The sequence below is a fragment of the Aeromicrobium sp. genome (assembly GCF_050700635.1).
Lineage (GTDB): Bacteria > Actinomycetota > Actinomycetes > Propionibacteriales > Nocardioidaceae > Aeromicrobium.
Genome location: NZ_JBOHDT010000068.1, coordinates 1 through 22,751 on the forward strand (window position 1 = coordinate 1; position 22,751 = coordinate 22,751).

A 22,751-nucleotide genomic window follows, 5' to 3' on the forward strand; every position below is an offset into this window, starting at 1 on the left:
TTCATCAGCTCGACGGCGCGGTCGCCGGCCTCGATCGAGACGCCGGCGGACTCGTAGTCCGTCACGGATTGACCACCGTGAGGGATGTTTCGCCCGGGTTCTCCAGCAGGTGCTTGCCGATGAGGTCATCCTCGGGCAGCGGTATCGGGTAGATGCCGTCGAAGCAGGCCCGGCACAAGTTGTCCTTGGGGACGTTGGTGGCCTCGATCAGCTGGTCGAGCTCGACGTAGGCCAGCGAGTCGGCGCCGATGGAGCGGCGGATCTCGTCGACTGAGATGCCGTTCGCGATGAGCTCGGCGCGGGAGGCGAAGTCGATGCCGTAGAAGCACGGCCACTTGACCGGCGGGCTGGAGATGCGCACATGAATCTCTGCAGCTCCAGCCTCGCGCAACATCGCGACGAGAGAACGTTGAGTGTTTCCTCGCACGATGGAGTCGTCGACCACCACCAGTCGCTTGCCGGCGATGACGTCACGCAGGGGGTTGAGCTTGAGCCGGATGCCGAGCTGACGGATGGTCTGCGACGGCTGGATGAAGGTGCGCCCGACGTAGGAGTTCTTGACCAGGCCGTGCCCGAACGGGATGCCGCTCTCCTCGGCGTAGCCGATGGCGGCGGGGGTGCCGGACTCCGGCACCGGAATGACGAGGTCGGCCTCGACCGGGTGCTCGCGGGCGAGCCGGCGGCCGATCTCGGCGCGCACGGTGAAGATGCGCTGTTCGGAGATCGTGGTGTCAGGACGGGCGAGGTAGACGTACTCGAACAGGCAGCCCTTGGGCGCGGCCTCGGCGAACCGCTCGCTGCGCAGGCCGTTCTCGTCGATGGCCAGGAACTCGCCCGGCTCGACCTCGCGGATGTAGGACGCGCCGACGATGTCGAGTGCAGCCGTCTCGCTGGCGATGACCCAGCCGCGCTCCAGCCGGCCGAGCACCAAGGGCCGGATGCCCTGCGGGTCGCGGGCGGCGTACAGCGTGGTCTCGTCCATGAAGACGAGTGAGAAGGCGCCGCGCAATCGGGGCAGCACGTCGATGGCAGCTTCCTCGACCGATCGGTCGTCCAACGACGAGAGCAGACTCGCCATCACGCCCGTGTCGGAGGTGGTCAGCTCTGACTTTCCGTTTCCCTTGTGGTCAGGTACTGCATCGGCCGTGCGCTCCTCGAGGAGCTCGACGAGGTCGTGGGTGTTGGTCAGGTTGCCGTTGTGGGCCAGCGCGACCGAGCCGGCGGACGTGGGACGGAACGTGGGCTGGGCGTTCTGCCAGACGCTCGACCCGGTGGTGCTGTAGCGCGAGTGGCCGATCGCGACGGAGCCCTTGAGCGACTCGAGCGTCGCCTCGTCGAAGACCTGCGAGACCAGGCCCATGTCCTTGTAGACGAGGATCTGCTGGCCGTTGCTGACCGCGATGCCGGCCGATTCCTGGCCGCGGTGCTGCAGGGCGTAGAGGCCGAAGTAGGTGAGCTTGGCGACCTCCTCGCCGGGGGCCCAGACGCCGAAAACGCCACAGGCGTCCTGGGGTCCGACGTCCTGGGGGTCGAGGTCGTTCGTCAGACGACCGTCTCCGCGGGGCACATTTCCAGTGTACGGGCGCTACCGTGCCGTTGTGGTCACGGCGTTGCTGTACGGACTGGGCACTGCGGTGCCCCTGGTGCTGGGCGCGGCGATCGGATTGCGATGGACCTTGCCGAGGGCCCTGCTGGCCGGGTTGATGGCGTTCGGGGCCGGCACCTTGGTCGCTGCGGTCAGCGAGGAGCTCTTCGGCCCCGCGTTCGAATCGATGACCCCCGCGCTGGCCAGCGTGTCGCTGCTGGCGGGTGCAGCGGTCTACGTCGTCGCCAGTCACCTCATCGACACGCGGCTCGGCGCGAGCGCCGTCGGGTGGGCCCTCCTCCTCGGGGCGGTGCTCGACGGCGTCCCGGAGAACGTCGCCCTCGGCGTCTCGATGGACCAGGGCGGGCTCGTCCTCCTCGTGGCCATCGCCGTGGGCAACACCCCTGAGGCAATCGGCAGCGGCGCCTACCTTCGAACCGAGATGGGCATGGCGCGACGACGAGGGATGCTCCTCTGGGTGGCCACCGGCGTGCTGCTGGTGCTGGTGACCGTCGGGGCGGACGCGGCCGCGGGTTCGATCGGACCGGCCTCGATCGCGGCCATCCAGGCGTTCGCCGGCGGCGCGACCATCGCCGTGCTCGCGGACACCCTCATGCCCGAGGCCTACAAGGAGGGCGGCTGGTGGGTCGGCCTCGCCACCGCCCTCGGCTTCCTCGTCGCTTTCCAGCTCGGATAGCTGCAGACACACCGCGCCGCTGGTCACGCGCGTCGTGACGTCATGTGCGTAACTCTCCTGATGGGGAGTCGTTGGTCACGTCAACGCGGCGCTGGGCCGCGCCATCGGGAGGTAAACGTTCATGCGTTTGTCACGCACTCTGTTCACGCTCGCCGCCAGCGCGATCCTCGTGGTCGCCGGCATCGCCTCGGCGGGTACGGCCACCGCGGGGAAGAGTCCCAAACCGCCCAGGGCGGCCGCGGCTTGGGCCCCGGCTGACACGGCGCAGATCCACCCCGGCACGATGATGTACACCGACGGAGCGCAGTGCACCGCGAACTTCGTGTTCACGAACGGCACCTCCGTCTATGTCGGGTACGCCGCCCACTGCGCCGGCACCGGTGCAGCCACCGAAACGAACGGCTGTGACGCCGATTCTCTGCCGCTCGGCACGAGGGTCGACTTCGTCGAGGGCGGAAGCCTCGCCAGCGGCGGCAAGCGAGTCGGTGGCGGCACACTCGCCTACTCGTCGTGGCTGGCGATGCAGCAGAGGAACGAGTCCGACCAGAACGCGTGCGACTACAACGACTTCGCCGTAGTGAAGGTCGATGCCGCTGACGTCTCCAAGGTCAACCCGAGCATCCCGTTCTACGGCGGCCCGACCGGCATCGACATCGACGGAACCGTCGTCGGCGACACGGTCTACTCCTACGGCAACTCCAGCGTCCGCGGCGGCGCCGAGCCGCTGTCGCCCAAGCAGGGCAGCAGCGTCGGCGACCAGGGCGAGGGCTGGTCGCACGACGTCTACACCGCGACCCCGGGCATCCCGGGCGACTCGGGCAGCGCGTTCATCGACGACCAGGGCCGGGCGCTCGGCACCCTCTCCACCGTCCAGATCGCTCCGCTCGCCGGCTCGAACGGTGTGAGCGACCTCGCCAAGGAGCTGGCCTACGCCCAGGCGAATGGCCAGTCCGGCCTCACCCTGGCCAACGGGACGGAGCCGTTCGCACCCGTCCTCTGATCGGCCAGGGGCCTGACGGAAGGGTGCTGGTGGTTGTGGGCTTGCCACCAGCACCCTTCCTCGTCGCGCTCCTGCCGGGTGACGGTTGCCGCTGGATGACCCGCGTAACCCGACCGCTGACATGTCGTTGATCTCACTAGCGCGGCGTCGGCCGCGCCATCGGGAAGGGTCCCCATGCGCTTGTCACGAGCACTGTTCGCCTCCGCCGCCACCGCAGTCCTCGTGGTCGCCGGCATCGCCTCAGCCGAGACGGCCACCGCCGGGAAGAAACCGAAGCCGAGTGCCGCAGTTGCGTGGGCTCCCGCCGACACGGCTCAGATCCACCCCGGCACGATGATGTACACCGACGGAGCACAGTGCACCGCCAACTTCGTGTTCACCAAGCGCAGCTCCGTCTACGTCGGGTACGCGGCCCACTGCGCCGGCACCGGTGCAGCCACCGAAACCAACGGCTGTGACGCCGAGTCCCTGCCGCTCGGCACCAAGGTCGACTTCGTCGAGGGCGGCAGCCTGGTCAGCGACGGCAACCGGGTTGGTGGCGGCACCCTCGTCTACTCGTCGTGGCTGGCGATGCAGCAGAACAACGAGACCGACGCGAACGCGTGCGACTACAATGACTTCGCCTTGGTCAAGGTCGATGCCGCTGACGTCTCCAAGGTCAACCCGAGCATCCCGTTCTACGGCGGCCCGACCGGCATCGACACCGACGGCACTGTCATCGGTGACACGGTCTACTCCTACGGCAACTCCAGCCTCCGCGCCGGCGCAGAGCCGCTGTCGCCCAAGCAGGGCACCAGCGTCGGAGACCAGGGCGAGGGCTGGTCGCACGACGTCTACACCGCGACCCCGGGCATCCCGGGCGACTCGGGCAGCGCCTTCATCGACGACCAGGGCCGCGCGCTCGGCACCCTCTCGACCGTGCAGATCGCCCCACTCGCCGGCTCGAACGGCGTGGGCGACCTCGCCAAGGAGCTGGCGTACGCACGGGCCAACGGTCAGTCGCGCCTCGCCCTGGCCCTCGGCACGGAGCCGTTCGCACCCGGCCTCTGATCGTCAGGGCAGTTGTACGCTGACGTGACCCCCATCACGCCTGAGGAGCCTCGATGCTTGCCGAAGTCCCCGAAGCGACCTACCTGAGCGATTACCACCAGTACCGCGCCGACCACGATCCCGACGGACACTGCTGGACGTTCGGCGACCGCACCTGGACGTGGGGGCAGGCGTGGGACGACGTCCGCCGGTTCGCCGGGGCGCTGCGCGCCGAGGGGGTCGAGCACGGCGACCGCATCGCGTTCCTCGACAAGAACAACCCTGCGATCCTCACCGCCACACAGGCGGTCTGCCTGATCGGGGCCGCGAACGCCATCGTCAACTGGCGGCTCGCCGGCGACGAGCTCGACTACGTCATCAACGACACCGGCGCACGGGTGCTCTTCGTCGGCCACGAGCTGATGCCGTCCATCGACCTGATCCGCGACCGCCTCACCGAGGTCGACAAGGTCATCGTCGTCGGTGGCGAGGACGACGAGCTCGACGCCTGGATCGCCGCTGGTGAGCCGATCGACCGGCAGGACGACGTCTCACCCGCCGACCCCTGCCTGGTGATGTACAGCTCCGGCACCACCGGCAGGCCCAAGGGCGTGGTGCTCACCCAGCACAACATGGTCACGCACACCGGCAGTGCCATGGGCGACATCGAGTACGGCGACGGCGACATGATGCTCATCGCGATGCCGATGTTCCACGTCGGCGGGTCGTCGTACGCACTCTTCAGCCCCGCCACCGGCACCGGCGGCTACATCATCCCCGAGGTCGACGCCCAGCTGCTGGCGAAGGCGATGATGGCCGGCGCCACACACGCCTTCCTCGTTCCAGCGGTTGTGGCCGCGCTGATCCAGGCCGGGCCCGAGGCGATGGGACTGTTCAGCCGCCTCAAGGCGTTCGCCTACGGCGCCGCGCCCATGCCGCTGCCGATCCTGCGCGCGGCGCTGGAGGCGTGGCCGAACACCAAGTTCATGCAGGTCTACGGGATGACCGAGTTCGGTGGCGTCGTCACGATCCTCGACGACGCAGCCCACCGCGACACCGGCCACCCCGAGCGCCTGGTCTCTGCCGGCAAGCCGATCCCGGGCGTCGAGGTCCGTGTCGTCGATGCGGCGACGCTCGAGGACGTCGGCACCGGCACGTCGGGCGAGCTCTGGTTCCGCACCGAGCAGTCGACGCCCGGCTACCACGGCAAGCCCGACGACACCGCCGAGCTCATCACCGACGATGGCTGGGTTCGCACGGGCGACGTCGGCCGCCTCGACGACGAGGGCTTCGTCTTCGTCGAGGACCGCGTCAAGGACATGATCATCACTGGCGGCGAGAACGTGTACTCCCCCGAGGTCGAGCGCGTGCTGGCCGAGCACCCCGCGGTGGCCGAGCTGGCCGTCATCGGCGTACCCGACGACCGCTGGGGCGAGTCGGTCAAGGCGGTCGTCGCGTTCCATCCGGAGCAGAGGGTCGAGCCTGACGAGCTCATCGAGTACGCCCGTGAGCGACTCGCGCACTACAAGGCGCCGAAGACGATCGACGTCGTCGAGGCGCTCCCTCGCAACCCGTCCGGCAAGATCCTCAAGCGCGACCTGCGCAAGCAGTACTGGCCCGACGCGGAGCGTCAGGTCTGAATTCCCTTCTCCCATTCCTGGGACAGATGTGACGAATGGGACGTAACCTGAGGCGCATGCGCGTGTCTTCCCCCACGCGGGCCGCATGGGCCGCCACCGTTCTTGGCACCGTGATGGCCCTTGCCCTTCCCGCGACAGCAGCTGCTGCCGACCCGCCTGCGCCCGGCGACTTCACCGGGTATGGCTTCGACACTTGCTCCGCGCCGAGCCAGAAGGTCATGGACGCCTGGAACCTGCGTTCGCCGTACTCTGCGGTCGGCATCTACATCTCCGGCCACTCGCGCTACTGCGGCGACCGGTACCAGCCGAACCTGAGCGCCTCGTGGGTCGAGGAGAACGCGTCGAAGGGCTGGCGGTTCATCCCGATCCACGTCGGCTACCAGTCGCCGTGCTTCAAGAACAATCCGGACAGCCGGGTGCAGAAGAAGAAGATGTCGTCCACCGTCTCGACGGCGCGCTCACAGGCGGCCAGTGACGCCGCCGAGGGGATCGCGGCCCTGAAGAAGTACGGCTTCGGTTCCGGCGCCGTCCACTACCTCGACCTCGAGTGGTACTCCCGCACGGCGACGTGCGACCGCGCCGTGCTCGAGTTCATCGACGTGTGGACCGAGAAGCTCCACAACGCCGGCTTCAAGTCCGGCGTCTACTCCAGCGGCTCCGCGGCCATCGCCGTTCTCGACGCCGCGAAGGCGTCCGGCCGCTCGATGACGTATCCCGACCACATCTGGATCGCCTGGACGAACAAGGTCGCGAACACCGACGGCGGGCCGTACGTGCGCGACTCCTTCTGGGACGACCACCAGCGGATTCACCAGTACCACAACAACGTCACGCAGAGCTTCGGCGGCCACAGCGTCACGATCGACAAGAACTTCATGGACGTCGGCAACGGCTCGGTCGCGAGGAGCGAGCCGAAGCCGTGCTCGGTTGCGATGTCGTTCAGCAGCTATCCGCGGCTGGACCAGGGCGACACCGGATCCCGAGTCTCTGCGCTGCAGTGCCTGCTCAAGGAGGAGGGTCACTCGGTCACCGTCGACGGGACGTTCGGCGCAAGCACGTCGAGGGCCATCGACGCATTCAGGGCGTCGCTCGGCTGGAGTCCCACCGCCGGCAACACGACCAGCCCGACCTGGACCGCGCTGCTCTCGGCCGGCTCCACACCACGCGTCCTCAAGCGCGGATCGGTCGGCTCGGCGGTCTGGCGTCTGCAGCGAGCCCTCACGGCCGCAGGGAAGACCGTGAACATCAACGGCGTGTACGACAGCAAGACCGTGTCGGCCGTCAAGAGCTACCGCAGCGCCAACGGCCTGTCGTCCTTCGAGACGACCGAGTCGTCAGTGTGGTCGCTCCTGCAGCGCGGCAAGCTCGGCTGAGTCGTCGGCATCGACGACGTCGAGCGGATGCTCGATCTCGTCGGTGAGCAGCCGGGCCCACAGGATCGTGATGACGGCCAGCACCGTGGGCACCAGCCCGGCGATGAGGAACGTCGCCCGGAGACCGATCAGCTCGCTGACCGGGCCGGCGACGGCCATCGACACCGGCATGAAGGCCAGGGAGACGAAGAAGTCGAGACTTGAGACGCGGCCGAGCAGCGCCGGCGGGACGCGTCGCTGCAGGAGCGTGCCCCAGATGACCATGCCGCCGTTGAACATCGCCCCCATGACGAACCCGGCGACGACCATCACCCACACCTGCGAGCTGACCCCGAAGACCACCAGCGGGATGCAGCCGATGCCCCACAGCAGGTTCATCACCGTCAGGTAGCGACGTGGCAGCCGGAACGAGGCCACCGTGAGCGAGCCGAGCGCCCCACCGATGCCGAAAGCGGCCAGGACGTACGCATGCTCCTGGGGACCTCCGCCGGCCAGGTCCTTGATCGAGAACGGGACGAGCACCTCGAACGGGCCCATCATCACCAGGATCATCACCGACGCGTACAGCAGCGTGGCGAGCAGCCACGGTGTGTGGATCATGTAGACGAAGCCCTCGCGCACGTCGGTGAGAACGGCCACCACCTGATTCTGACCGGTGTCGACGAGCTCGCGACGCACGGGCGTGGTGGGCAGGCCGACCACGAGCATGGCAGCACCGAGCGCGGCGAGCGATGCCGCAAGCAGCGCGAGCCCGGGCGAGGACAGAGCAATCAGGGCACTGGCCAGGGCAGGCCCGGCCGCCTGCATCAGGGTCGGACGAAGAACACCCTCGAGCCCGTTGGCCGCGAGCAGGTCCTTGGCCGGCAGGAGCGACGGCAGCAGCGCCGAGTACGCCGGGTAGTAGAGCCCGGCGGCCAGGCCGCTGATGAGCGCGACCACGGTGAGGTGCCAGACCTCGAGGAGCCCGGACATCGACAACGCGGCGGCCACGCCGATCGCCGCGGCCTGCGCCAACTCGACCGCGATCAGGATGAACTTCTGGGGGATCCGGTCGGCGAGCGCACCTCCCACCAGTGTTGTGACGAGCATGCCAACGGCGCTCGCGCTGGTGACCGCCGACAGATGTGTGGGACCTCCACCGAGCGCCACGACCTGCCAGACCAGCGCGACGATCAGCAGACCGGCCTCGAGCATCGAGACCACGAGGGTGCCGAACAGCCACCGGTACGGCTCGTGCCGCAACGGCTGCAGTGCTCGGGGTACTCGCCTCGCCACCGTTTCTCCTTCGTCGGGTCGGACCAACGGTAGAACCTCAACCATCCTTCAGGTCAAGGCAGCAGCGATGATCAGACGTCGGTGAGCGGGAGGAGGGCGGACAAGTCCGAACGCTCCCCCGACGCCTTCACTTTGGCATCGACCCACGACATTCGGCCGCGGGCGAGGGCGATCCACGTCTGCGGGTCCGTCTCGACGACCGCGGGCGGGTTGCCGCGGGTGTGGTGCTGGCCCTCGATGACCTGGGCGGCGGCGAACGGCGGCACCCGCACCTCGACACTCGTCCCGGGTGCCTTGCGCTGCAACAGGGCGAGCGTGTGCTTGGTGGCCGCCCGGAGGTCGCCGCGATCGGTGCTGCCGGCGTCGATCCGGGCGCAGACGGCCGCGAACTCGTCGTCGTCGAGCAGCGTCAGGCGGCGGGCCACGGCAACGACTGGGTCAACGTGGGGCCGAGGACGGCGGGCAGTGTCGCGCTCCAGTCGGCCCGGAGCTCGACCACGGACACGCTGAACTGGCCCGCGACCTCGAGCATGTCGCCGCCGGTTCGTCCGATCGACGCCAGCTCGACTCCGTGCTCCTCCGCAAGCGCCACGAAGTCGTCATGGCGCTCCTCGGCCACGACCACGAGGGCGCGGGCCGAGGACTCGCTGAACAGCTCGACGAACGGATCATCGAGCTCGACGTGGACGCCGACATCGTGGCGCAGGCAGCCCTCGACGAGCGACATCGCCAGACCGCCGTCGGAGAGGTCATGGGCGGCCGAGAGGAACTCGCGCCGCGCCGCCTCGCGCAGCAGCGCGGCCAGGGCCTGCTCAGCGGCGAGATCGACGACCGGCGGTAGCCCGCCGAGGTGGTCGTGGACGACATCGGCCCAGGTGGAGCCGCTCAGCTCCTCGCGCGTCTCACCGAGCACGAGCACGTGCTCGCCGGCGCGGGAGAACCCTTGGGTGACGCGGATGCGGACATCGTCGATGACGCCGAGCACTCCGACGACGGGTGTCGGTAGGATGTTGGTTTCGCCGGTCTGGTTGTAGAACGACACGTTGCCCCCGGTGACCGGGATGCCGAGCTCGGCGCACGCGTCCTTGAGCCCGTGCGTGGCCTGCTCGAACTGCCACATGACGGCCGGGTCCTCCGGAGAGCCGAAGTTGAGGCAGTCGGTGACGGCGAGCGGCAGAGCCCCGGTGACGGCGACGTTGCGGTAAGCCTCCGTAAGCGCGAGCTGGGCTCCGGCGTAGGGGTCGAGCTGGGCGAAGCGTCCGTTGCAGTCGGTCGAGACGGCCACACCGAGGTGGCTCTCGTCGTCGACCCTGATGATGCCGGCGTCCTCGGGCTGCGCGAGCACGGTGTTGCCCTGGACGTAGCGATCGTACTGGTCGGAGACCCACGACTTGTCGGCCAGGTTGGGTGAGCCGACCAGCCGCAGCAGCGTCTCGTGGAGCTCGTCCCCCGTCACCGGTCGTGGCAGTGCTTCGGCCACGTCGGCCTGCAGCGCGTCCTGCGTGGCCGGCCGCGCGAACGGACGATCGTAGGTGGGGCCGTCGTGCGCCACCGAGCGGGGCGGGACGTCGACGATGCGCTCGCCGTGCCAGTCGATGACCAGCCGGTCGCCGTCGGTGACCTCGCCGACCACCACGGCCTCGACCTCCCACTTGGCGCAGATGCCCATGAACGCGTCCAGGTTGCCGGGCTCGACGACCGCCATCATGCGCTCCTGCGACTCGCTCATGAGGATCTCCTCGGGCGAGAGCGTGGAGTCGCGCAGTGGAACGGTGTCGAGCTCGACGTGCATTCCGCCGTCGCCGGCGCTTGCCAGCTCGCTGGTGGCACAGGAGAGGCCCGCTCCACCGAGGTCCTGGATGCCGCCCACCACACGGGCACCGAACAGCTCGAGCGTGCACTCGATCAGCAGCTTCTCCATGAACGGGTCGCCGACCTGCACACTGGGCCGCTTGGCCGGTCCGCCGGCTTCGAAAGTCTCCGATGCCAGCACGCTGACGCCGCCGATGCCGTCGCCACCGGTGCGGGCGCCGTAGAGCACGACCTTGTTGCCGACCCCCGAAGCATGCGCCAGGTGAAGGTCCTCGTGACGCAGCACGCCGACGCACAGCGCGTTCACCAGCGGGTTGCCGACGTAACTGCGGTCGAACACGACCTCGCCTCCGATGTTCGGCAGTCCGAGGCAGTTGCCGTAGCCACCGATGCCGGCCACGATGCCCGGCATGACGCGACGGGTGTCGTCGGCCGTGAGCGGCCCGAACCGCAGTGGGTCCATGACCGCGACCGGACGGGCACCCATGGCGAGGATGTCGCGCACGATGCCGCCGACGCCGGTGGCCGCGCCCTGGTACGGCTCGACGTAGCTCGGATGGTTGTGCGACTCGACCTTGAACGTCACCGCGTAGCCCTGGCCGATGTCGATGACGCCGGCGTTCTCACCGATGCCGGCAAGAGTCTTGCCGAGCGGTGTCTCCTGCGGCAGCTCACCGAACTTCTTCAGGTGAACCTTGCTCGACTTGTAGGAGCAGTGCTCGCTCCACATCACCGAGTACATCGCCAGCTCGGCCGAGGTGGGACGGCGGCCGAGGATCTCGCGAATGCGCTCGTACTCGTCGGCCTTGAGCCCCAGCTCGGCCCACGGCTGGTCGACGTCGGCGTTGGCGAGGGCTTTCTCGACCGTGTCCGTCACGGCCTCAGCCTAGCGAGCGCGGACGAAGGTTCCGGACGCGAGTGGCTGGCTCACAAACCCCCGAGCCCGTAGCGGAACAGGAAGTCGCGGTCGGTGTCGCGGCCACCCTCGGGGTCAGGCACCGGCCGGGTGTCGGACTCCTCGACGGTGTCCTCGAGACGCACCGGTGCGGGCAACCGCTTGAAGCGTTTCGTGTCAGGCATCGGCGAGCACCTCCGGCAGCGGTACGCCGGGATCGGCGAGCCGCTCACGGTCAACGGTACGCCCCAGCAGCGCGCGGATGTCGTCGTTGACGTCCCAGACGTTGACGTTCATGCCGGCGGTGAGCCGGTCGCCGTCCAGCCAGAACGCGACGAACTCGCCGGTGTCGGTGTCGCCGCGGACCACGACGTCGTCGTTCGCGTCGCCGCGGCCGACGTACTCCATGCCGAGGTCGTACTGGTCGGTGTAGAAGTACGGCTGCCAGTCGTAGACGACGTCCTCGCCGAGCAGCGCCTTCGCGACCGCCTGGCCCTGCTTGATGGCGTTGTCCCAGTGCTCCACGCGCACCGGCTCGCCGAGCGCGGTGTTGCGGGCGTTGGCGACGTCGCCGATCGCCAGCACGTCGGGATCGCTGGTGGCGAAGCGCTCGTCGACGACGACGCCGTTGTCGACCGTCAGGCCCGCCGCCTCGGCGAGCTGGGTGTTGGGAGCCGCGCCGACGCCCATGAGGACGAGGTCGGCCGTCAGGACGTCGTCGCCCACGTGGACCGAGTACGGGCCGTCGCCGCTGATCGCGTCGACACCGGCCGACGTGCGCAGGTCGACACTGTGCTTGCGGTGCAGCTCGGCGAAGTAGCCGGCCATCTCGTCGCCCAGAGCATGCTGCAGCGGAAGCGGCGCGGCTTCGAGCACGGTGACCTTCACGCCGGCCTCGCGCGCGGCTGCCGCCACCTCCAGGCCGATCCATCCGCCGCCGATGATGACCGCCGTCGACGAGGAGGAGAAGCTCTCGAGCAATCCCTCGCTGTCCTCCTTCCGGCGCAGCGTGCGGGCCAGATCCGCGCCCGGGATGTCGAGCACCCTCGGGTGCGCACCGGTGGCGAGCACCGCCTTGTCGTAGGCGAGCACCTCGCCGCCGTCCAGATGGACGCGGTGCTCCGCGGGATCGAGACGCTCGACGGTGCGGCCGGTGAGGAGGCGGACGTCGTGCTCGTCGTACCAGGCGGCCGGCTCGACGATGGCGTCGTCGAAGGACTTCTTGCCCAAGAGCATGCCCTTGGACAGCGGTGGACGCTCGTACGGAGGATGTTCCTCGTCGCCGACGATCGTGATCGCGCCCTCGTGACCGTTCTCGCGCAGGGCGATGGCGGCCTTCGCGGCGGCCAGCCCGGCTCCGATGATGACGATGTCCGTGTGCCGGTCCGATTCAGTATTCATGGTGGAACAACTCTCTCATCGTTGTAGAACCGCAAGGAACTCCGCGCGGCTCTGCGGGCGCTCGCGCAGCAGCCCGCGGAGCGCTGACGTGGATGTGCTCGTCCCGGCGGCCTGGACGCCGCGCAGGGTCATGCACAGGTGCTCGGCCTCGATCACGACGCCGACCCCGCGCGGAGCGAGGCTTTCAACCAGCCAGTCCGCGATCTGCACGGTCAACCGCTCCTGCACCTGTGGCTGGCGGGCGAACATCTCGACCACGCGGGCGAACTTGGACAGTCCAAGGATCCGGTCGCCCGGCAGGTACCCCACGTGGGCGACGCCGGTGAACGGCAGGAAGTGGTGCTCGCATACGGACCGCACCGGGATGTCCTTCACGATCACGAGCTCGTCGTAGCACTCGTCGTTGGGGAACGTGGTCGGGTCGAACTCCGGGGCCGAGAGCAGGGCCGCGTAGGCCTCGGCCATGCGCCTCGGGGTGTCCACGGTGCCCGGGGAGTCGCAAGGGACTCCGAGGGCGTGGAGGAAGCTCCGCGCATGCTCGACCGCTGCGTCCTCATCCGGCGCCGCGCCCGGAATCGTGTCCGGGACGGCGACCAGGAGGTTCTCCATCAGGACAGCTCGTTCGCCCGCTGCGACACCCAACGTGCTTGGGCCAGCAGTCCGAGAGCCAGGGCGCCCACGAGCAGCCCGAAGTCACGGAGGGCGATGTCGTAGAAGTCACCGAGCGTGAGCAGGTTGACGATGATGCCGAGCAGCCAGGCCGCCACGACGAAGGCGCCGAAGCGAGGGGCGACGGCGACCAGAAATCCGGCCGCGATCTCGACGACACCGACCGCGTACATGGCCTGCTCCGCGTTGCCCGGGACGATGTCGTTGATCCATGGCGCGAGGTAGATCGTCCAGTCGGTGAGGAGGTTGGTGAACTTGTCGAGGCCGAAGGCGATCGGCGCGATCACGAAGACGGTGCGCAGCAGCTGGAAGGCTCTCGTCTCGAGTGCGGCGCTGGACGCTTTGGTGGTGCTCATGGTGGTCTCCTTGTCTAAAGTGCAGTACTTTGAACATTAGAACGATCCAGTTCTTTCGTCAACCGAAGCGTCTTTTAGAGGAGAGGGCCCGTGAGCGATTTCCTCGAGCAGGCCGCCGGCATCGGCGCGCTGGCCGATCCACTGCGACGCGACCTCTATGTCTACGTGTGTGCCCAGGACCATGCCGTGGGTCGCGGCGAGGCCGCTGAAGCGCTCGACCTGCCGCTCCACCGGGCCAAGTTCCACCTCGAACGGCTCGCGCACGATGGACTGCTGGACGTCGAGTTCGCCCGACTCTCCGGACGAAGCGGGCCGGGCGCCGGGCGGCCGTCCAAGCTCTACCGCCGCGCCACCCGTGAGATCGCCGTGTCACTCCCCGGGCGGGAGTACGAGTTGGCCGGCCGGCTGATGGCCGAGGCCATCGCCGAGTCGGGTCGAAGTGGCACGCCGGTGCTCGAGGCGCTCAGTCACGTCGCCTCCGAGCACGGCAGAACACTCGGCCAGGCGGCCCGTGCGACGGCCCAGCCGCGCGGGTCGGACAAGAAGGGGGCCGATGCTCTCGGCATCGCCTGCGCCGCCCTCGCCGAGCACGGTTACGAACCACGGATCGAACGTCGCGGCGCGACACTCGGCAACTGCCCGTTCCACGCCTTGGCGGCGTCCCACACGGATCTGGTCTGCCAGATGAACCTGTCCCTCATCGAGGGCCTCGTCGACGAGATCGCCACGGGGAAGATCGAGGCGCATCTCGATCCGGCCGAGGACCGCTGCTGCGTCACCCTCGCGAAGCGCCGTCCTGGCCGGGTTTGACCAGCCCCAGCTCGTACGCGGCGACGGCCGCCTGGGTGCGGTCGCGCAGGTCGAGCTTGCGCAGGACGGCGGCGACGTGTGTCTTGACCGTGCCCTCGCTCACGAAGAGGGCGTTGGCGATCTCCTGGTTCGACCGCCCCAGCGCCACCTGCTTCAACACGTCGGACTCGCGTTCAGTGAGACGGTCGAGTCGCTCGTCCCGCACCACGGCACGGTCGGCGTACTCGTCGAGGAGCCGTCGCACGATCGTCGGCGCGAGTGCCGTCTCACCCCGGACAGCGGCGTGTACGGAGGCGCGGATGTCCTCGGGCGGCATGCTCTTGAGCAGGTAGCCGGACGCACCGGCCCGAGCGGCGTCGACGAGGTACGTGTCGTCGGCGAACGTGGTGAGGACCACGACCTTGGTGTCGGACAACGTCGGGTCACCCATCACGGCGCGCACCACGTCGATGCCGTCCAGCCGAGGCATCCGGATGTCGACCAGCGCCAGGTCGGGACGGGTGTCGCGGATCAGCTGGACGGCGGCGACACCGTCGGTCGCCTCGCCGACTATCTCGATCTCCGGATCGACGTCCAGCACCATGCGGAGGCCCCCTAGGACGAGTGGCTCGTCGTCGGCGAGGGTGACGCGGACCGCGGTCACCTCGCCCCGGCTCCGTCGAGCGGCAGGCGGGCCATGACGCTCCAGCCGCCGTCGCCCGTCCGGCCCGTCGTCAACGTGCCGTCGAAGAGCTCGGCCCGCCGTCGCATCCCTTCGACGCCCCGACCGGAACCGGCAGTGGAGCCGTTCAGTGCCCTAGCTCGGCCGTTGTCGGTGACCTCGACGACCAAGGTGCCGTCCTCGGCAGCGATCGAGACCTCCGCGTGCGTAGCCCCGGCGTGCTTGACGGTGTTCGTCAGCGCCTCCTGGACGATGCGGTAGACGGTCGAGGAGACGCCGCCGGCGACACCACCGAGGTCGCGATCCAGGAACAGCCGGACGTCCAGACCACCGGCCCGCACCCGGTCGACCATCTCCTCCAGGTGCTGAAGTCCGGGAGCGGAACCCGGATCGCCGTCGTCTCCCACGAGCTGCAGGAAGCGGTGCATGTCGGCCAATGCGGCCCGGCCGCCGTCCTCGATGAGTCTCAGGGCGCCGACGACGGACTCCTCGGTGGCGCGCTCGCGGGCGGCGCCGGCCTGGAGGGTCATCAGGGTCAGACCGTGGGCCACGGAGTCGTGAAGGTCGCGCGCGATCCGGCCGCGCTCGGCGGCCACCTCTTCGCGGGCGAAGCGATCCTTGGCCACCTCGGCGGCTATGCGGCGGTCGGTGGCGACGCGGAGCGCGACGGCCAGGCCCCACGCCATCAGGACGATGCCGGCGTTGCCAAGGAAGTCGGCGAGGACGAACTCGTCGGCCAGGAAGTCGTAGGAGAGGGCAGCGCCTGCGATCGCCAGCACGCCGACGACGCCCTTGCGCCAGGTCGCGTGGAAGCCCAGCGACACGAGGAGGATCAGCATCGCCAGGAACCCGCCGACAACCGGCGCCTCGCCCTCGAGGGTCTGGAGCGTAAAGGCCACAGCGAAGACAAGGCATCCGAGGAGCGGCGCACGCCGCCGTAGCGCGACACAGGCGGTGGCGACCGCGAAGACGACGTGCTGGACGAGCAGGCTCCCCTCGACGCGGTCCGCCGCGAGGACGAGCTCCAGCTGCGTCGCCAGGGTCAGGACGACCGCGACTGCGACATCCCACCAGGTCGACGACAGCTTTCTCATGGATCGAGCATAGGAGTGCCGAGCCGCCCCGACCTCTGTCTTGAGGCAGAGACGGTCTGGCCGCACGACAGATCCGAAGAACCCGTCCGGCTTCCTAGCGTCGGTGGCAGCGGGACCGACCCGCCACCACACCAAGGAGAAGACATGACCGTGCACCAGCAGGATGCGGTGCAGACGCACCGTTCGAAGTCCACCATGACGGCCGTGGCCGTCTGTCTGCTCGGCGCCGTTCTCGCCGCAGCCACCATCCCGGTGATCGGCAACACGTTCGCCGGCACCGACGGCCAAGCGATCACCGAGCGCGCGATCGACAACACCGGCCGGCTGCAGCTCCTGTCGATCATCTCCGTCTACGCGGGAGCAGCCCTGATCTTCGCTGCCGTTCGGCTCGCGCGCCGGGTCGGCGGCATGGCAGGCCAGCTCATCGGCGGAAGCGGCGTGGCGATCGCGGTGCTGCTGGTCGCGTACAACTCCGCATTCACCGCCGTGGCGTCCGTCGGTTCCTTCACCGTCGACTCGCCGTCGGCAGGTCTGGCCGAGGCCGGGCTCGTGGTCGCGAACGCGCTCGACCTCGCCCGCTTCGCGCCGGGGCTCGTGCTGGTTGTCGCGGCCTCGTACGCGAAGGATGCGGTGCCGAAGCCGCTGCGGATCCTCGCGATCGTGCTGGCCGTGGCCACCGTGTTTCCGATGACGACGTGGGCGGCGGCCATGGCCATCCCAGTCTGGATGGGCATCGCCGGTGCATTCGCGTCGCCCATGAAGGAGGCCCATCACTGACGGCTTGCCTCGGCACGGCGATGGTCCGGGTCAGCCCGAGCCGTCGCCGTGCGGATGTACATCTGCGGCGACGAGTCGCAAGATGGATCCGACGCGACGAACGCGTCTGAGGACATCGCACTGAGCGGGCTGCAGCCAATGGACTATCGGGTCTCGGCGGAGGGGCGGGCGTCGTTCAAGCGCTGCCGCCGGCAGTGGGACCTCGGCGCGATCACCCGACAGCGACTCCAGCCGCTGGACCCCGAACCCTTCGACCTGACTCGCGCCGTTCGCGACGCCCTGGCCGTCTACTACTACCCGGGGATGTGGGAGTGGCAGAGCGCCACCGTCCTGCCGCTGGTGCGCAAGGCCTTCATGCGTTCGATCGCGGCGGCCCCGCCGTCCGAGCACCGCATGGCCGATCTCGATCTCGGCACGGAGCTGCTCGAGCGGTACTTCGCCTGGGCGCCGAGCGTCGACGACTTCGCACCCCTGAAGATCGAGACCGACGTCGAGGCTCTCGTCCCGGACATCAGGACTTCCGATCAGGCGCTGTCGACCAGGAGCGGGGAGCGGGTGCTCTACGCCGACCGGGTGGAGATGGTCGCGGCCGACGCCAACGACGAGTACTGGGTGGTGACCCACTCCGTCGTGCCCGAGTGGAGTGGCGGCGAGTCGCTGCTCCTCGACGAGGCCGTCGTCGCCGCGTGCTGGGCCTGGGAGCAGACCTTCCTGGGCATGCAGGTGGCCGGAACGATCCACGACGAGCTGCTGCGAACGCCGCCCGATGCCCCCGAGAAGTCGCCCACCCAGACCCGCACCGGGCGCCCCGGACGAGGCGGCCTTTCGCAGAACGAGCCCAGCGGCGGCGGTCGGTTGCTCCCGCAGTCCGAGCGGGCCGATCGGGTGGAAGGACGCCCGGCGAGCGGGCAGCCGATCCACCAGGAGGTAGCCGGCCCATTGCGGCGCACCCGGATCCGGCGTCGTCGCGCCGAGATCGAGTCGGCCGCCAGGCAGATCGGCGCCGAGGTCCTGGACATGCTCGACCCGGGCCTGTCGGTGTATCCCACCTCGTCGCCGTCGCACTGCCCGAGCTGTGTCTTCCTGGCACCCTGCGTCGCGATGAACGAGGGGGAAGACCCGGCCCTGGAGCTCGCGACCCGTTTCCGGCAGGGCCCGCTCGCGCCGGAGTATGAGCCTCGACTCGGCGCCGGCGGCGCAGGCGGCCGCAATGTCGCCCTGCCCGGGCGACCCCCGACGCCGGGGAGTCCGTAGCCGGAGGACCGATCAGGGAAACGCAGGGTCCGTGGCGCTCCTGGGATACGCTGCCGCAAACGTTCTGATCGCAGTCCCTGGAGGCCATGGTGGGTGAAGGCTTCGACTGGGTCGCGTTCGCGTCGATTCCGGTTTTCACGGCCGTCATCGGATGGCTGATCAACTGGACCGGGCTCATCATGCTCTTCAGCCCCATCAGGTTCCACGGCTTCGAGGTCCCCGGCCTGAAGGAGCTGGCCACCCTCGTGCCGCGCAAGATCCAGGAGATTCCCGGGATCATGGAAGGCCGCGTGGGCTGGCAGGGCATCGTCCCTGCACGCGCCGCGAAGATGGGGTCGATCGCCTCCGACAAGGCGATCTCGAAGCTCGGGACGCCAGCCGAGTTCTACCAACAGCTGGAGCCCGACCAGATCGCCGAGCACATCGTCCTGATGTTCGAGCCGCAGATCCCCGAGGTCGTCGACGGCGTCATGCGCAAGGAGCAGCCCGACCTGTGGGACAACCTGCCGCCGCGCATCAAGCAGGCCGTCTACGACCGGGTCAAGCAACAGCTGCCGGGGATCGTCAAGGGCATCACCGACGAGATCGGCGTCCACATCGACCAGCTCCTCGATCCGAAGCTGATGGTCATCGACCACTTCGAGAAGAACCCGGACCTCGTCGTCCGGATCTTCCGCGACATCGGCAAGAAGGAGCTGCGCCTGATGGTCAACGTCGGGTTCGTGTTCGGCTTCCTGCTCGGCATCCCGGTCGCGCTCATCGACGTCACGCTCCACCAATGGTGGCTCCTGCCGATCCTCGGTGTGGTCGTCGGGTGGACCACGAACCTGCTCGGCATGAAGCTCATCTTCGAGCCCGTCGAGCCGAAGAAGTACGGCCCGTTCACGATGCACGGCCTGTTCCTGCGCCGGCAACCCGAGGTGGCCGAGGTCTACGCGGGCATCATCGCCGACGACGTGGTCACCCTCGAGAACATCGGCACCACGTTGATGGACGGTCCGCGCGGCGACCGCACCCGCCAGATGCTGGCGAGCGCGATGCGTCCTGCGATCGACCGCGCCGCGGGACCTGCCCGGGCAGCCGCGCGGGTCGCCGTCGGCGGCCGCGAGTTCGACTCGATTCGCGACTCCTTCGCCTCCGAGGCCGTCGATCGCACGATCACCCCCTTCCGCGACCCGGCGTTCTCGAAACGACAGAGCGACAAGATCCGCGTCCTGTTCGCGTCGCGCACCAAGGAGCTGCCGTACAGGGACTTCGTCGAGATGCTGCGCTCGGCGATCAAGGAGGATGAGTGGATGCTCTACGCGCACGGGGCGATCATGGGCCTGGCCGGCGGCTTCCTCCACCTGGCGATCTTCGGGGTCTCCGGTGGCTGACCTCCACGATCCCGGCCCCGGTCCCGACGATCCAGCGGCGACCTTCGAGACCGACGAGCTGGCCGCGGCGTTGCGCCTCGCCGCGTCGGCGACCTTGCAGACGGCGGGATGGGGCGTCCGCACGTACCTGCGCACCGGACGTCGCATCGTCGATGCCGTGACACCGGAACCGGCCCGCGGCCTGGCCCGCGACCTCGAGCGGACCGCGCGCGAGCTGGCGGCGATCAGCGGCGTGACCCGCCGGTTCGAGGAGGCACGGTCGTCGAACGAGGTCCTGAACGCCGCGACCAAGGTCTTCCGCAGCCTGGTCGCAGGTCCGTTGGCAAGCCCGCCACAGCTCGGCCTGCAGAGCCTGAAGGAGAGCGGCGCCGACCTGATCCGCCGCTCCCGCGACGTCTGGAACGACGAGCAGGCGCATCCGGCCTACGAGCGCATCCTGAGCGAGCTGGCCCCCGACGAGGGGCGCGTGCTGATGCTGCTCCTGAGCAAGGGACCCCAGCCGAGCGTCGACGTCCGGACCGGCGGCCCCATCGGAATCCTCAGCTCGCACCTGATCGCTCCGGGCCTGACCATGATCGGCTCCCGCGCCGGGCTGCGTTACACCGACCAGGTCCCGGCCTACCTCAACAACCTGTTCCGCCTCGGGCTCGTCTGGTTCTCCCGCGAGACCCTGCGCGACGTCCACCAGTACCAGGTCGTCGAGGCCCAGCCCGACGTGCTGGAGGCCATGCACTCCGTTCGCTACGCCAAGATCGTGCGGCGATCGATCCACCTGACCCCGTTCGGCGAGGACTTCTGCCGAGCCTGCCTGGTGCTCGACGCCATCGACATCGCCAACCTTCCCAAGCACGCCCAGCCGGCGGACGACGACTCGGTGGCGCCGCCCATCCTCGCCGACTCATGAGTCCTCGTTGAAACGTGCGCCTGCCCGTGAAGCGCTACCGGTCCTGGACCGGGCAGTACGGCACTATTTGAGCACGAGGACGAGGACGATGGCGATCACGAACACGCTCTGGAGCGAGTGCACCATGATACCCACCCACGCGCTTTGGAACCGCCGCGACGGATAGGCCTCGAGGAAGATCCCCTCCACCAAAGTGGCCGGGATGACCCACGGCACGTGCAGGTGATAGACGGTGAACAGCACCCCATTGGCGACCGAGTCGCCCCTGCCGAAGACGGCTCGCATACGGGGCAACAGCAGCCCCCGGAAGAGAAGTTCCTCGCCGAGCACGGTGTTGAACACGGTGAACACGACGATGACCGCGAACCAGCCCCACGCGCCGCTGAAGAAATCAGCTCCGCGGTCGGAGCCGAGGAAATCAGCGAAATCTCTGTCGGACGGCCCGGGGATCGCGGGCACTAGCGCCCACACGGCACCAAGGACGACGAAAAGCAGCACCCACCACCAGACCCTTCCCCCGACGCGTCCTGTCTTCGGATCTCGCGGCGGCCGGAGCCAAAGTGCGTCGCGCACCCGCAACCATTCGAGTGACCCCAGTTCCCGCCTGAGGAGGATCAGGACAAGCATGAATTGCCAGACGAGCCCCGCCGTAAGGAGGATAAGCAGCGCCTGAGCAAGGGGCTCCTCGCCCCCGAGCTGGCCTTCGAGCCAGGGCGCGACGACCCATGCAAGCAACCCCATCGGGACGGCGGCGGCGGCCCACACGACGAGGACCTCTCGTAGGGAGTACTGCCTTACGGCTTCATACCGATCGACTTCCTGATCGAGCGCCGACATAGTCCTCGCCTCGTGTCTAAGAACCCGGCGATGATGCCGATCGTCGCGCTCGGATCGAAGAAACGATCATCTGTGCGCCCACCCACAATTGGCTATTGCGGAAACCAGAGACATCGCCAGCGTAGTCGCGGTGCACCACGCACGTCGAGGGGCAGGCAGCCAAGCCCTTCGAGTTGCCGTCGGTGCGCTTCGGGGCAGCGCGATCGGGTTTCGGACGCAACTCGTCGTCGTTCAGACTCAGGTCCCGGAAGTCATTATCGGCACATGCAACATCGTTACCAGGCCTTCTTTCGGCGGCAGGCCCGTCCGCCTCAGATGTTGGTGACCTTGAACGTCTTGGTCGTGAGGTGCACATCCTTCCAGCGCACCTCCCGCACCACAGATCAGATGTCACCTACCGTGCAGCAGTCCCTTACACCTGCGGGCGTTCTCGGGTCTTGCTTCACGCTCGCAGTTCGGGTGAACGCACAGTTCAGAAGCACTTTTCGGTTCCACGAACGTCCACCGACGTCCCAGCGGGTCCGTGCCGACTTTGCCTACAACTGGCCTACAGGTGTCGCTCTCGTGCAGCGCCGCGCTCGACCGGGCCGAGCGCTACGCCAAGGACGACCAAACCCCACTAGGCGTCTGCCAGGCTTGGCTCAACCAGGGCAATCGTTCTCAGCCTCCCGCCCTGAGTCTTGCTCGGCATCTGTCCGTATGCCCCGCGTCCCGGGACGGCTTCCGGACGGGCTATCCGGCGACACCGGTCCGTTGGGAGGGAGCCTCACTCCGCTGACCTCCGCGTTCGTCAATTGCGGTTGCCAGTCGACGCGGCCATAGGTCAGCTCGCCTGCGACAGGGCGGTGGCGATCACGGCGGCGGTCTGCTGAAGCCGCAGTCCGCCTGCAGGCGTCAGCCGGCAGCTTCCATGTTCTTCGTGACCACGTCGAGGGTCTGCTGCATCTGCTCGGTCGGGCTGAACTCGACGACCTCGGTACCGGCATAGAGCACCGGGGTGTGACCCGGGGGGACGTAGTAGGCGTCGCCGGTCTCGAACGTCTCCTCACCAGTGGATTGAGAATGCGCGTCTCCCGGGACGATTTCCTCCCTCACGGGCTGCCTCTCGGGTGGTGGGCTTCTAGAGATCCGGCGGGCAGTCGTTGGGGTCTTGGGCCGCGGCGTACGACGCGAGCGCGCTGAATGATGAGAACCCGAATTATTGGAGCACGTCTCGATGGCTGGCGAGGTAGCCGGGGAGCTCGTGGCCCCAGGCGGACCCGTAGACCTGGTGCTCGGCGAGTGTCGACTGTGCGACAAAGCTGCT

The 22,751-nt window shown here is 68.5% G+C and carries 22 protein-coding genes; 10 read left to right on the forward strand and 12 right to left on the reverse strand.

Annotated elements, in window-relative coordinates; translation table 11 throughout:
• Positions 1-61 precede the first annotated feature (61 nt).
• On the reverse strand, positions 62-1,567 hold the full coding sequence (gene purF, locus ACRDPN_RS04925; RefSeq protein ID WP_431446253.1) for an amidophosphoribosyltransferase: 1,506 nt from the start codon (positions 1,565-1,567) through the stop codon (positions 62-64).
• A gap of 31 nt (positions 1,568-1,598) precedes the next feature.
• Between purF and ACRDPN_RS04930 the strand changes: the two genes are divergently transcribed.
• The 5 genes from ACRDPN_RS04930 to ACRDPN_RS04950 all read left to right on the forward strand — a co-directional run bounded on the left by ACRDPN_RS04930 (position 1,599) and on the right by ACRDPN_RS04950 (position 7,324).
• Positions 1,599-2,282: a ZIP family metal transporter gene (locus ACRDPN_RS04930; protein WP_431446254.1), complete on the forward strand. Its 684-nt coding sequence runs from the start codon at positions 1,599-1,601 to the stop codon at positions 2,280-2,282.
• A 121-nt stretch (positions 2,283-2,403) separates the two neighbouring features.
• The gene (locus ACRDPN_RS04935; protein ID WP_431446255.1) at positions 2,404-3,282 is read left to right on the forward strand and encodes a hypothetical protein; all 879 of its coding nucleotides are present in this window, start codon (positions 2,404-2,406) and stop codon (positions 3,280-3,282) included.
• A gap of 174 nt (positions 3,283-3,456) precedes the next feature.
• Complete coding sequence (locus ACRDPN_RS04940; RefSeq protein WP_431446256.1) at positions 3,457-4,332, forward strand: hypothetical protein; 876 nt, start codon at positions 3,457-3,459, stop codon at positions 4,330-4,332.
• A 53-nt stretch (positions 4,333-4,385) separates the two neighbouring features.
• Positions 4,386-5,951, forward strand: coding sequence for a long-chain-fatty-acid--CoA ligase (locus ACRDPN_RS04945; protein WP_431446257.1), 1,566 nt, complete (start codon positions 4,386-4,388; stop codon positions 5,949-5,951).
• Positions 5,952-6,007: 56 nt separating this feature from the next.
• Positions 6,008-7,324, forward strand: coding sequence for a glycoside hydrolase domain-containing protein (locus ACRDPN_RS04950; protein WP_431446258.1), 1,317 nt, complete (start codon positions 6,008-6,010; stop codon positions 7,322-7,324).
• On the opposite strand, the gene ACRDPN_RS04955 is transcribed toward ACRDPN_RS04950, so the two are convergent.
• From ACRDPN_RS04955 to ACRDPN_RS04985, 7 genes are all read right to left on the reverse strand, one after another.
• On the reverse strand, positions 7,286-8,599 hold the full coding sequence (locus tag ACRDPN_RS04955) for an MFS transporter (RefSeq protein ID WP_431446259.1): 1,314 nt from the start codon (positions 8,597-8,599) through the stop codon (positions 7,286-7,288). The two genes, ACRDPN_RS04950 and ACRDPN_RS04955, sit on opposite strands and share 39 nt — an antisense overlap.
• Positions 8,600-8,670: 71 nt before the next feature.
• Positions 8,671-9,024, reverse strand: coding sequence for a sterol carrier family protein (locus ACRDPN_RS04960; protein ID WP_431446260.1), 354 nt, complete (start codon positions 9,022-9,024; stop codon positions 8,671-8,673).
• Positions 9,009-11,288, reverse strand: a complete 2,280-nt coding sequence (gene purL, locus ACRDPN_RS04965) for a phosphoribosylformylglycinamidine synthase subunit PurL (RefSeq protein WP_431446261.1) — start codon at positions 11,286-11,288, stop codon at positions 9,009-9,011. Before purL ends, ACRDPN_RS04960 begins: the two co-directional genes overlap by 16 nt.
• A 50-nt stretch (positions 11,289-11,338) precedes the next feature.
• Positions 11,339-11,491 (reverse strand): hypothetical protein, encoded by a 153-nt coding sequence (locus ACRDPN_RS04970; RefSeq protein ID WP_431446262.1) that lies wholly within the window; start codon positions 11,489-11,491, stop codon positions 11,339-11,341.
• Positions 11,484-12,707 (reverse strand): NAD(P)/FAD-dependent oxidoreductase, encoded by a 1,224-nt coding sequence (locus tag ACRDPN_RS04975; protein ID WP_431446263.1) that lies wholly within the window; start codon positions 12,705-12,707, stop codon positions 11,484-11,486. The genes ACRDPN_RS04970 and ACRDPN_RS04975 overlap by 8 nt, the downstream gene beginning before the upstream one ends.
• A gap of 15 nt (positions 12,708-12,722) precedes the next feature.
• Positions 12,723-13,316, reverse strand: a complete 594-nt coding sequence (gene folE, locus ACRDPN_RS04980; protein ID WP_431446264.1) for a GTP cyclohydrolase I FolE — start codon at positions 13,314-13,316, stop codon at positions 12,723-12,725.
• Positions 13,316-13,732: a hypothetical protein gene (locus ACRDPN_RS04985; protein ID WP_431446265.1), complete on the reverse strand. Its 417-nt coding sequence runs from the start codon at positions 13,730-13,732 to the stop codon at positions 13,316-13,318. The genes folE and ACRDPN_RS04985 overlap by 1 nt, the downstream gene beginning before the upstream one ends.
• A 90-nt stretch (positions 13,733-13,822) precedes the next feature.
• Here ACRDPN_RS04985 and ACRDPN_RS04990 point away from each other — a divergent pair, with 90 nt between their 5' ends.
• Positions 13,823-14,542: a helix-turn-helix transcriptional regulator gene (locus ACRDPN_RS04990; protein ID WP_431446266.1), complete on the forward strand. Its 720-nt coding sequence runs from the start codon at positions 13,823-13,825 to the stop codon at positions 14,540-14,542.
• Here ACRDPN_RS04990 and ACRDPN_RS04995 read toward each other — a convergent pair.
• Both ACRDPN_RS04995 and ACRDPN_RS05000 read right to left on the reverse strand, forming a co-directional pair.
• A complete protein-coding gene (locus ACRDPN_RS04995; RefSeq protein ID WP_431446267.1) occupies positions 14,508-15,185 on the reverse strand; it encodes a response regulator in 678 nt (225 codons plus the stop codon). The two genes, ACRDPN_RS04990 and ACRDPN_RS04995, sit on opposite strands and share 35 nt — an antisense overlap.
• Positions 15,182-16,297, reverse strand: a complete 1,116-nt coding sequence (locus ACRDPN_RS05000; RefSeq protein WP_431446268.1) for a sensor histidine kinase — start codon at positions 16,295-16,297, stop codon at positions 15,182-15,184. The genes ACRDPN_RS04995 and ACRDPN_RS05000 overlap by 4 nt, the downstream gene beginning before the upstream one ends.
• Before the next feature lie 144 nt (positions 16,298-16,441).
• On the opposite strand from ACRDPN_RS05000, the gene ACRDPN_RS05005 reads away from it, so the two are divergent.
• From ACRDPN_RS05005 to ACRDPN_RS05020, 4 genes are all read left to right on the forward strand, one after another.
• On the forward strand, positions 16,442-17,074 hold the full coding sequence (locus ACRDPN_RS05005) for a hypothetical protein (RefSeq protein ID WP_431446269.1): 633 nt from the start codon (positions 16,442-16,444) through the stop codon (positions 17,072-17,074).
• Between the two features lie 48 nt (positions 17,075-17,122).
• Positions 17,123-18,328: a hypothetical protein gene (locus ACRDPN_RS05010; RefSeq protein ID WP_431446270.1), complete on the forward strand. Its 1,206-nt coding sequence runs from the start codon at positions 17,123-17,125 to the stop codon at positions 18,326-18,328.
• Positions 18,329-18,414: 86 nt separating this feature from the next.
• Positions 18,415-19,704, forward strand: a complete 1,290-nt coding sequence (locus ACRDPN_RS05015; RefSeq protein WP_431446271.1) for a hypothetical protein — start codon at positions 18,415-18,417, stop codon at positions 19,702-19,704.
• Positions 19,697-20,608 (forward strand): Abi-alpha family protein, encoded by a 912-nt coding sequence (locus tag ACRDPN_RS05020; RefSeq protein WP_431446272.1) that lies wholly within the window; start codon positions 19,697-19,699, stop codon positions 20,606-20,608. Before ACRDPN_RS05015 ends, ACRDPN_RS05020 begins: the two co-directional genes overlap by 8 nt.
• Before the next feature lie 63 nt (positions 20,609-20,671).
• On the opposite strand, the gene ACRDPN_RS05025 is transcribed toward ACRDPN_RS05020, so the two are convergent.
• Positions 20,672-21,445, reverse strand: a complete 774-nt coding sequence (locus ACRDPN_RS05025; protein ID WP_431446273.1) for a CPBP family intramembrane glutamic endopeptidase — start codon at positions 21,443-21,445, stop codon at positions 20,672-20,674.
• Positions 21,446-22,339: 894 nt separating this feature from the next.
• Positions 22,340-22,540, reverse strand: a complete 201-nt coding sequence (locus tag ACRDPN_RS05030; protein WP_431446274.1) for a hypothetical protein — start codon at positions 22,538-22,540, stop codon at positions 22,340-22,342.
• Between the last annotated feature and the right edge of the window lie 211 nt (positions 22,541-22,751).

Coding starts and splice junctions, on each gene's coding strand:
- ACRDPN_RS04935 (WP_431446255.1), top strand. CDS start 2,404: ATGCGTTTGTCACGCACTCTGTTCACGCTCGCCGCCAGCGCGATCCTC.
- ACRDPN_RS04950 (WP_431446258.1), top strand. CDS start 6,008: ATGCGCGTGTCTTCCCCCACGCGGGCCGCATGGGCCGCCACCGTTCTT.
- ACRDPN_RS05025 (WP_431446273.1), bottom strand. CDS start 21,445: ATGTCGGCGCTCGATCAGGAAGTCGATCGGTATGAAGCCGTAAGGCAG.
- ACRDPN_RS05005 (WP_431446269.1), top strand. CDS start 16,442: ATGACCGTGCACCAGCAGGATGCGGTGCAGACGCACCGTTCGAAGTCC.
- ACRDPN_RS04975 (WP_431446263.1), bottom strand. CDS start 12,707: ATGAATACTGAATCGGACCGGCACACGGACATCGTCATCATCGGAGCC.
- ACRDPN_RS04985 (WP_431446265.1), bottom strand. CDS start 13,732: ATGAGCACCACCAAAGCGTCCAGCGCCGCACTCGAGACGAGAGCCTTC.
- ACRDPN_RS04940 (WP_431446256.1), top strand. CDS start 3,457: ATGCGCTTGTCACGAGCACTGTTCGCCTCCGCCGCCACCGCAGTCCTC.
- ACRDPN_RS04945 (WP_431446257.1), top strand. CDS start 4,386: ATGCTTGCCGAAGTCCCCGAAGCGACCTACCTGAGCGATTACCACCAG.
- folE (WP_431446264.1), bottom strand. CDS start 13,316: ATGGAGAACCTCCTGGTCGCCGTCCCGGACACGATTCCGGGCGCGGCG.
- ACRDPN_RS04970 (WP_431446262.1), bottom strand. CDS start 11,491: ATGCCTGACACGAAACGCTTCAAGCGGTTGCCCGCACCGGTGCGTCTC.
- ACRDPN_RS05000 (WP_431446268.1), bottom strand. CDS start 16,297: ATGAGAAAGCTGTCGTCGACCTGGTGGGATGTCGCAGTCGCGGTCGTC.
- ACRDPN_RS05015 (WP_431446271.1), top strand. CDS start 18,415: ATGGTGGGTGAAGGCTTCGACTGGGTCGCGTTCGCGTCGATTCCGGTT.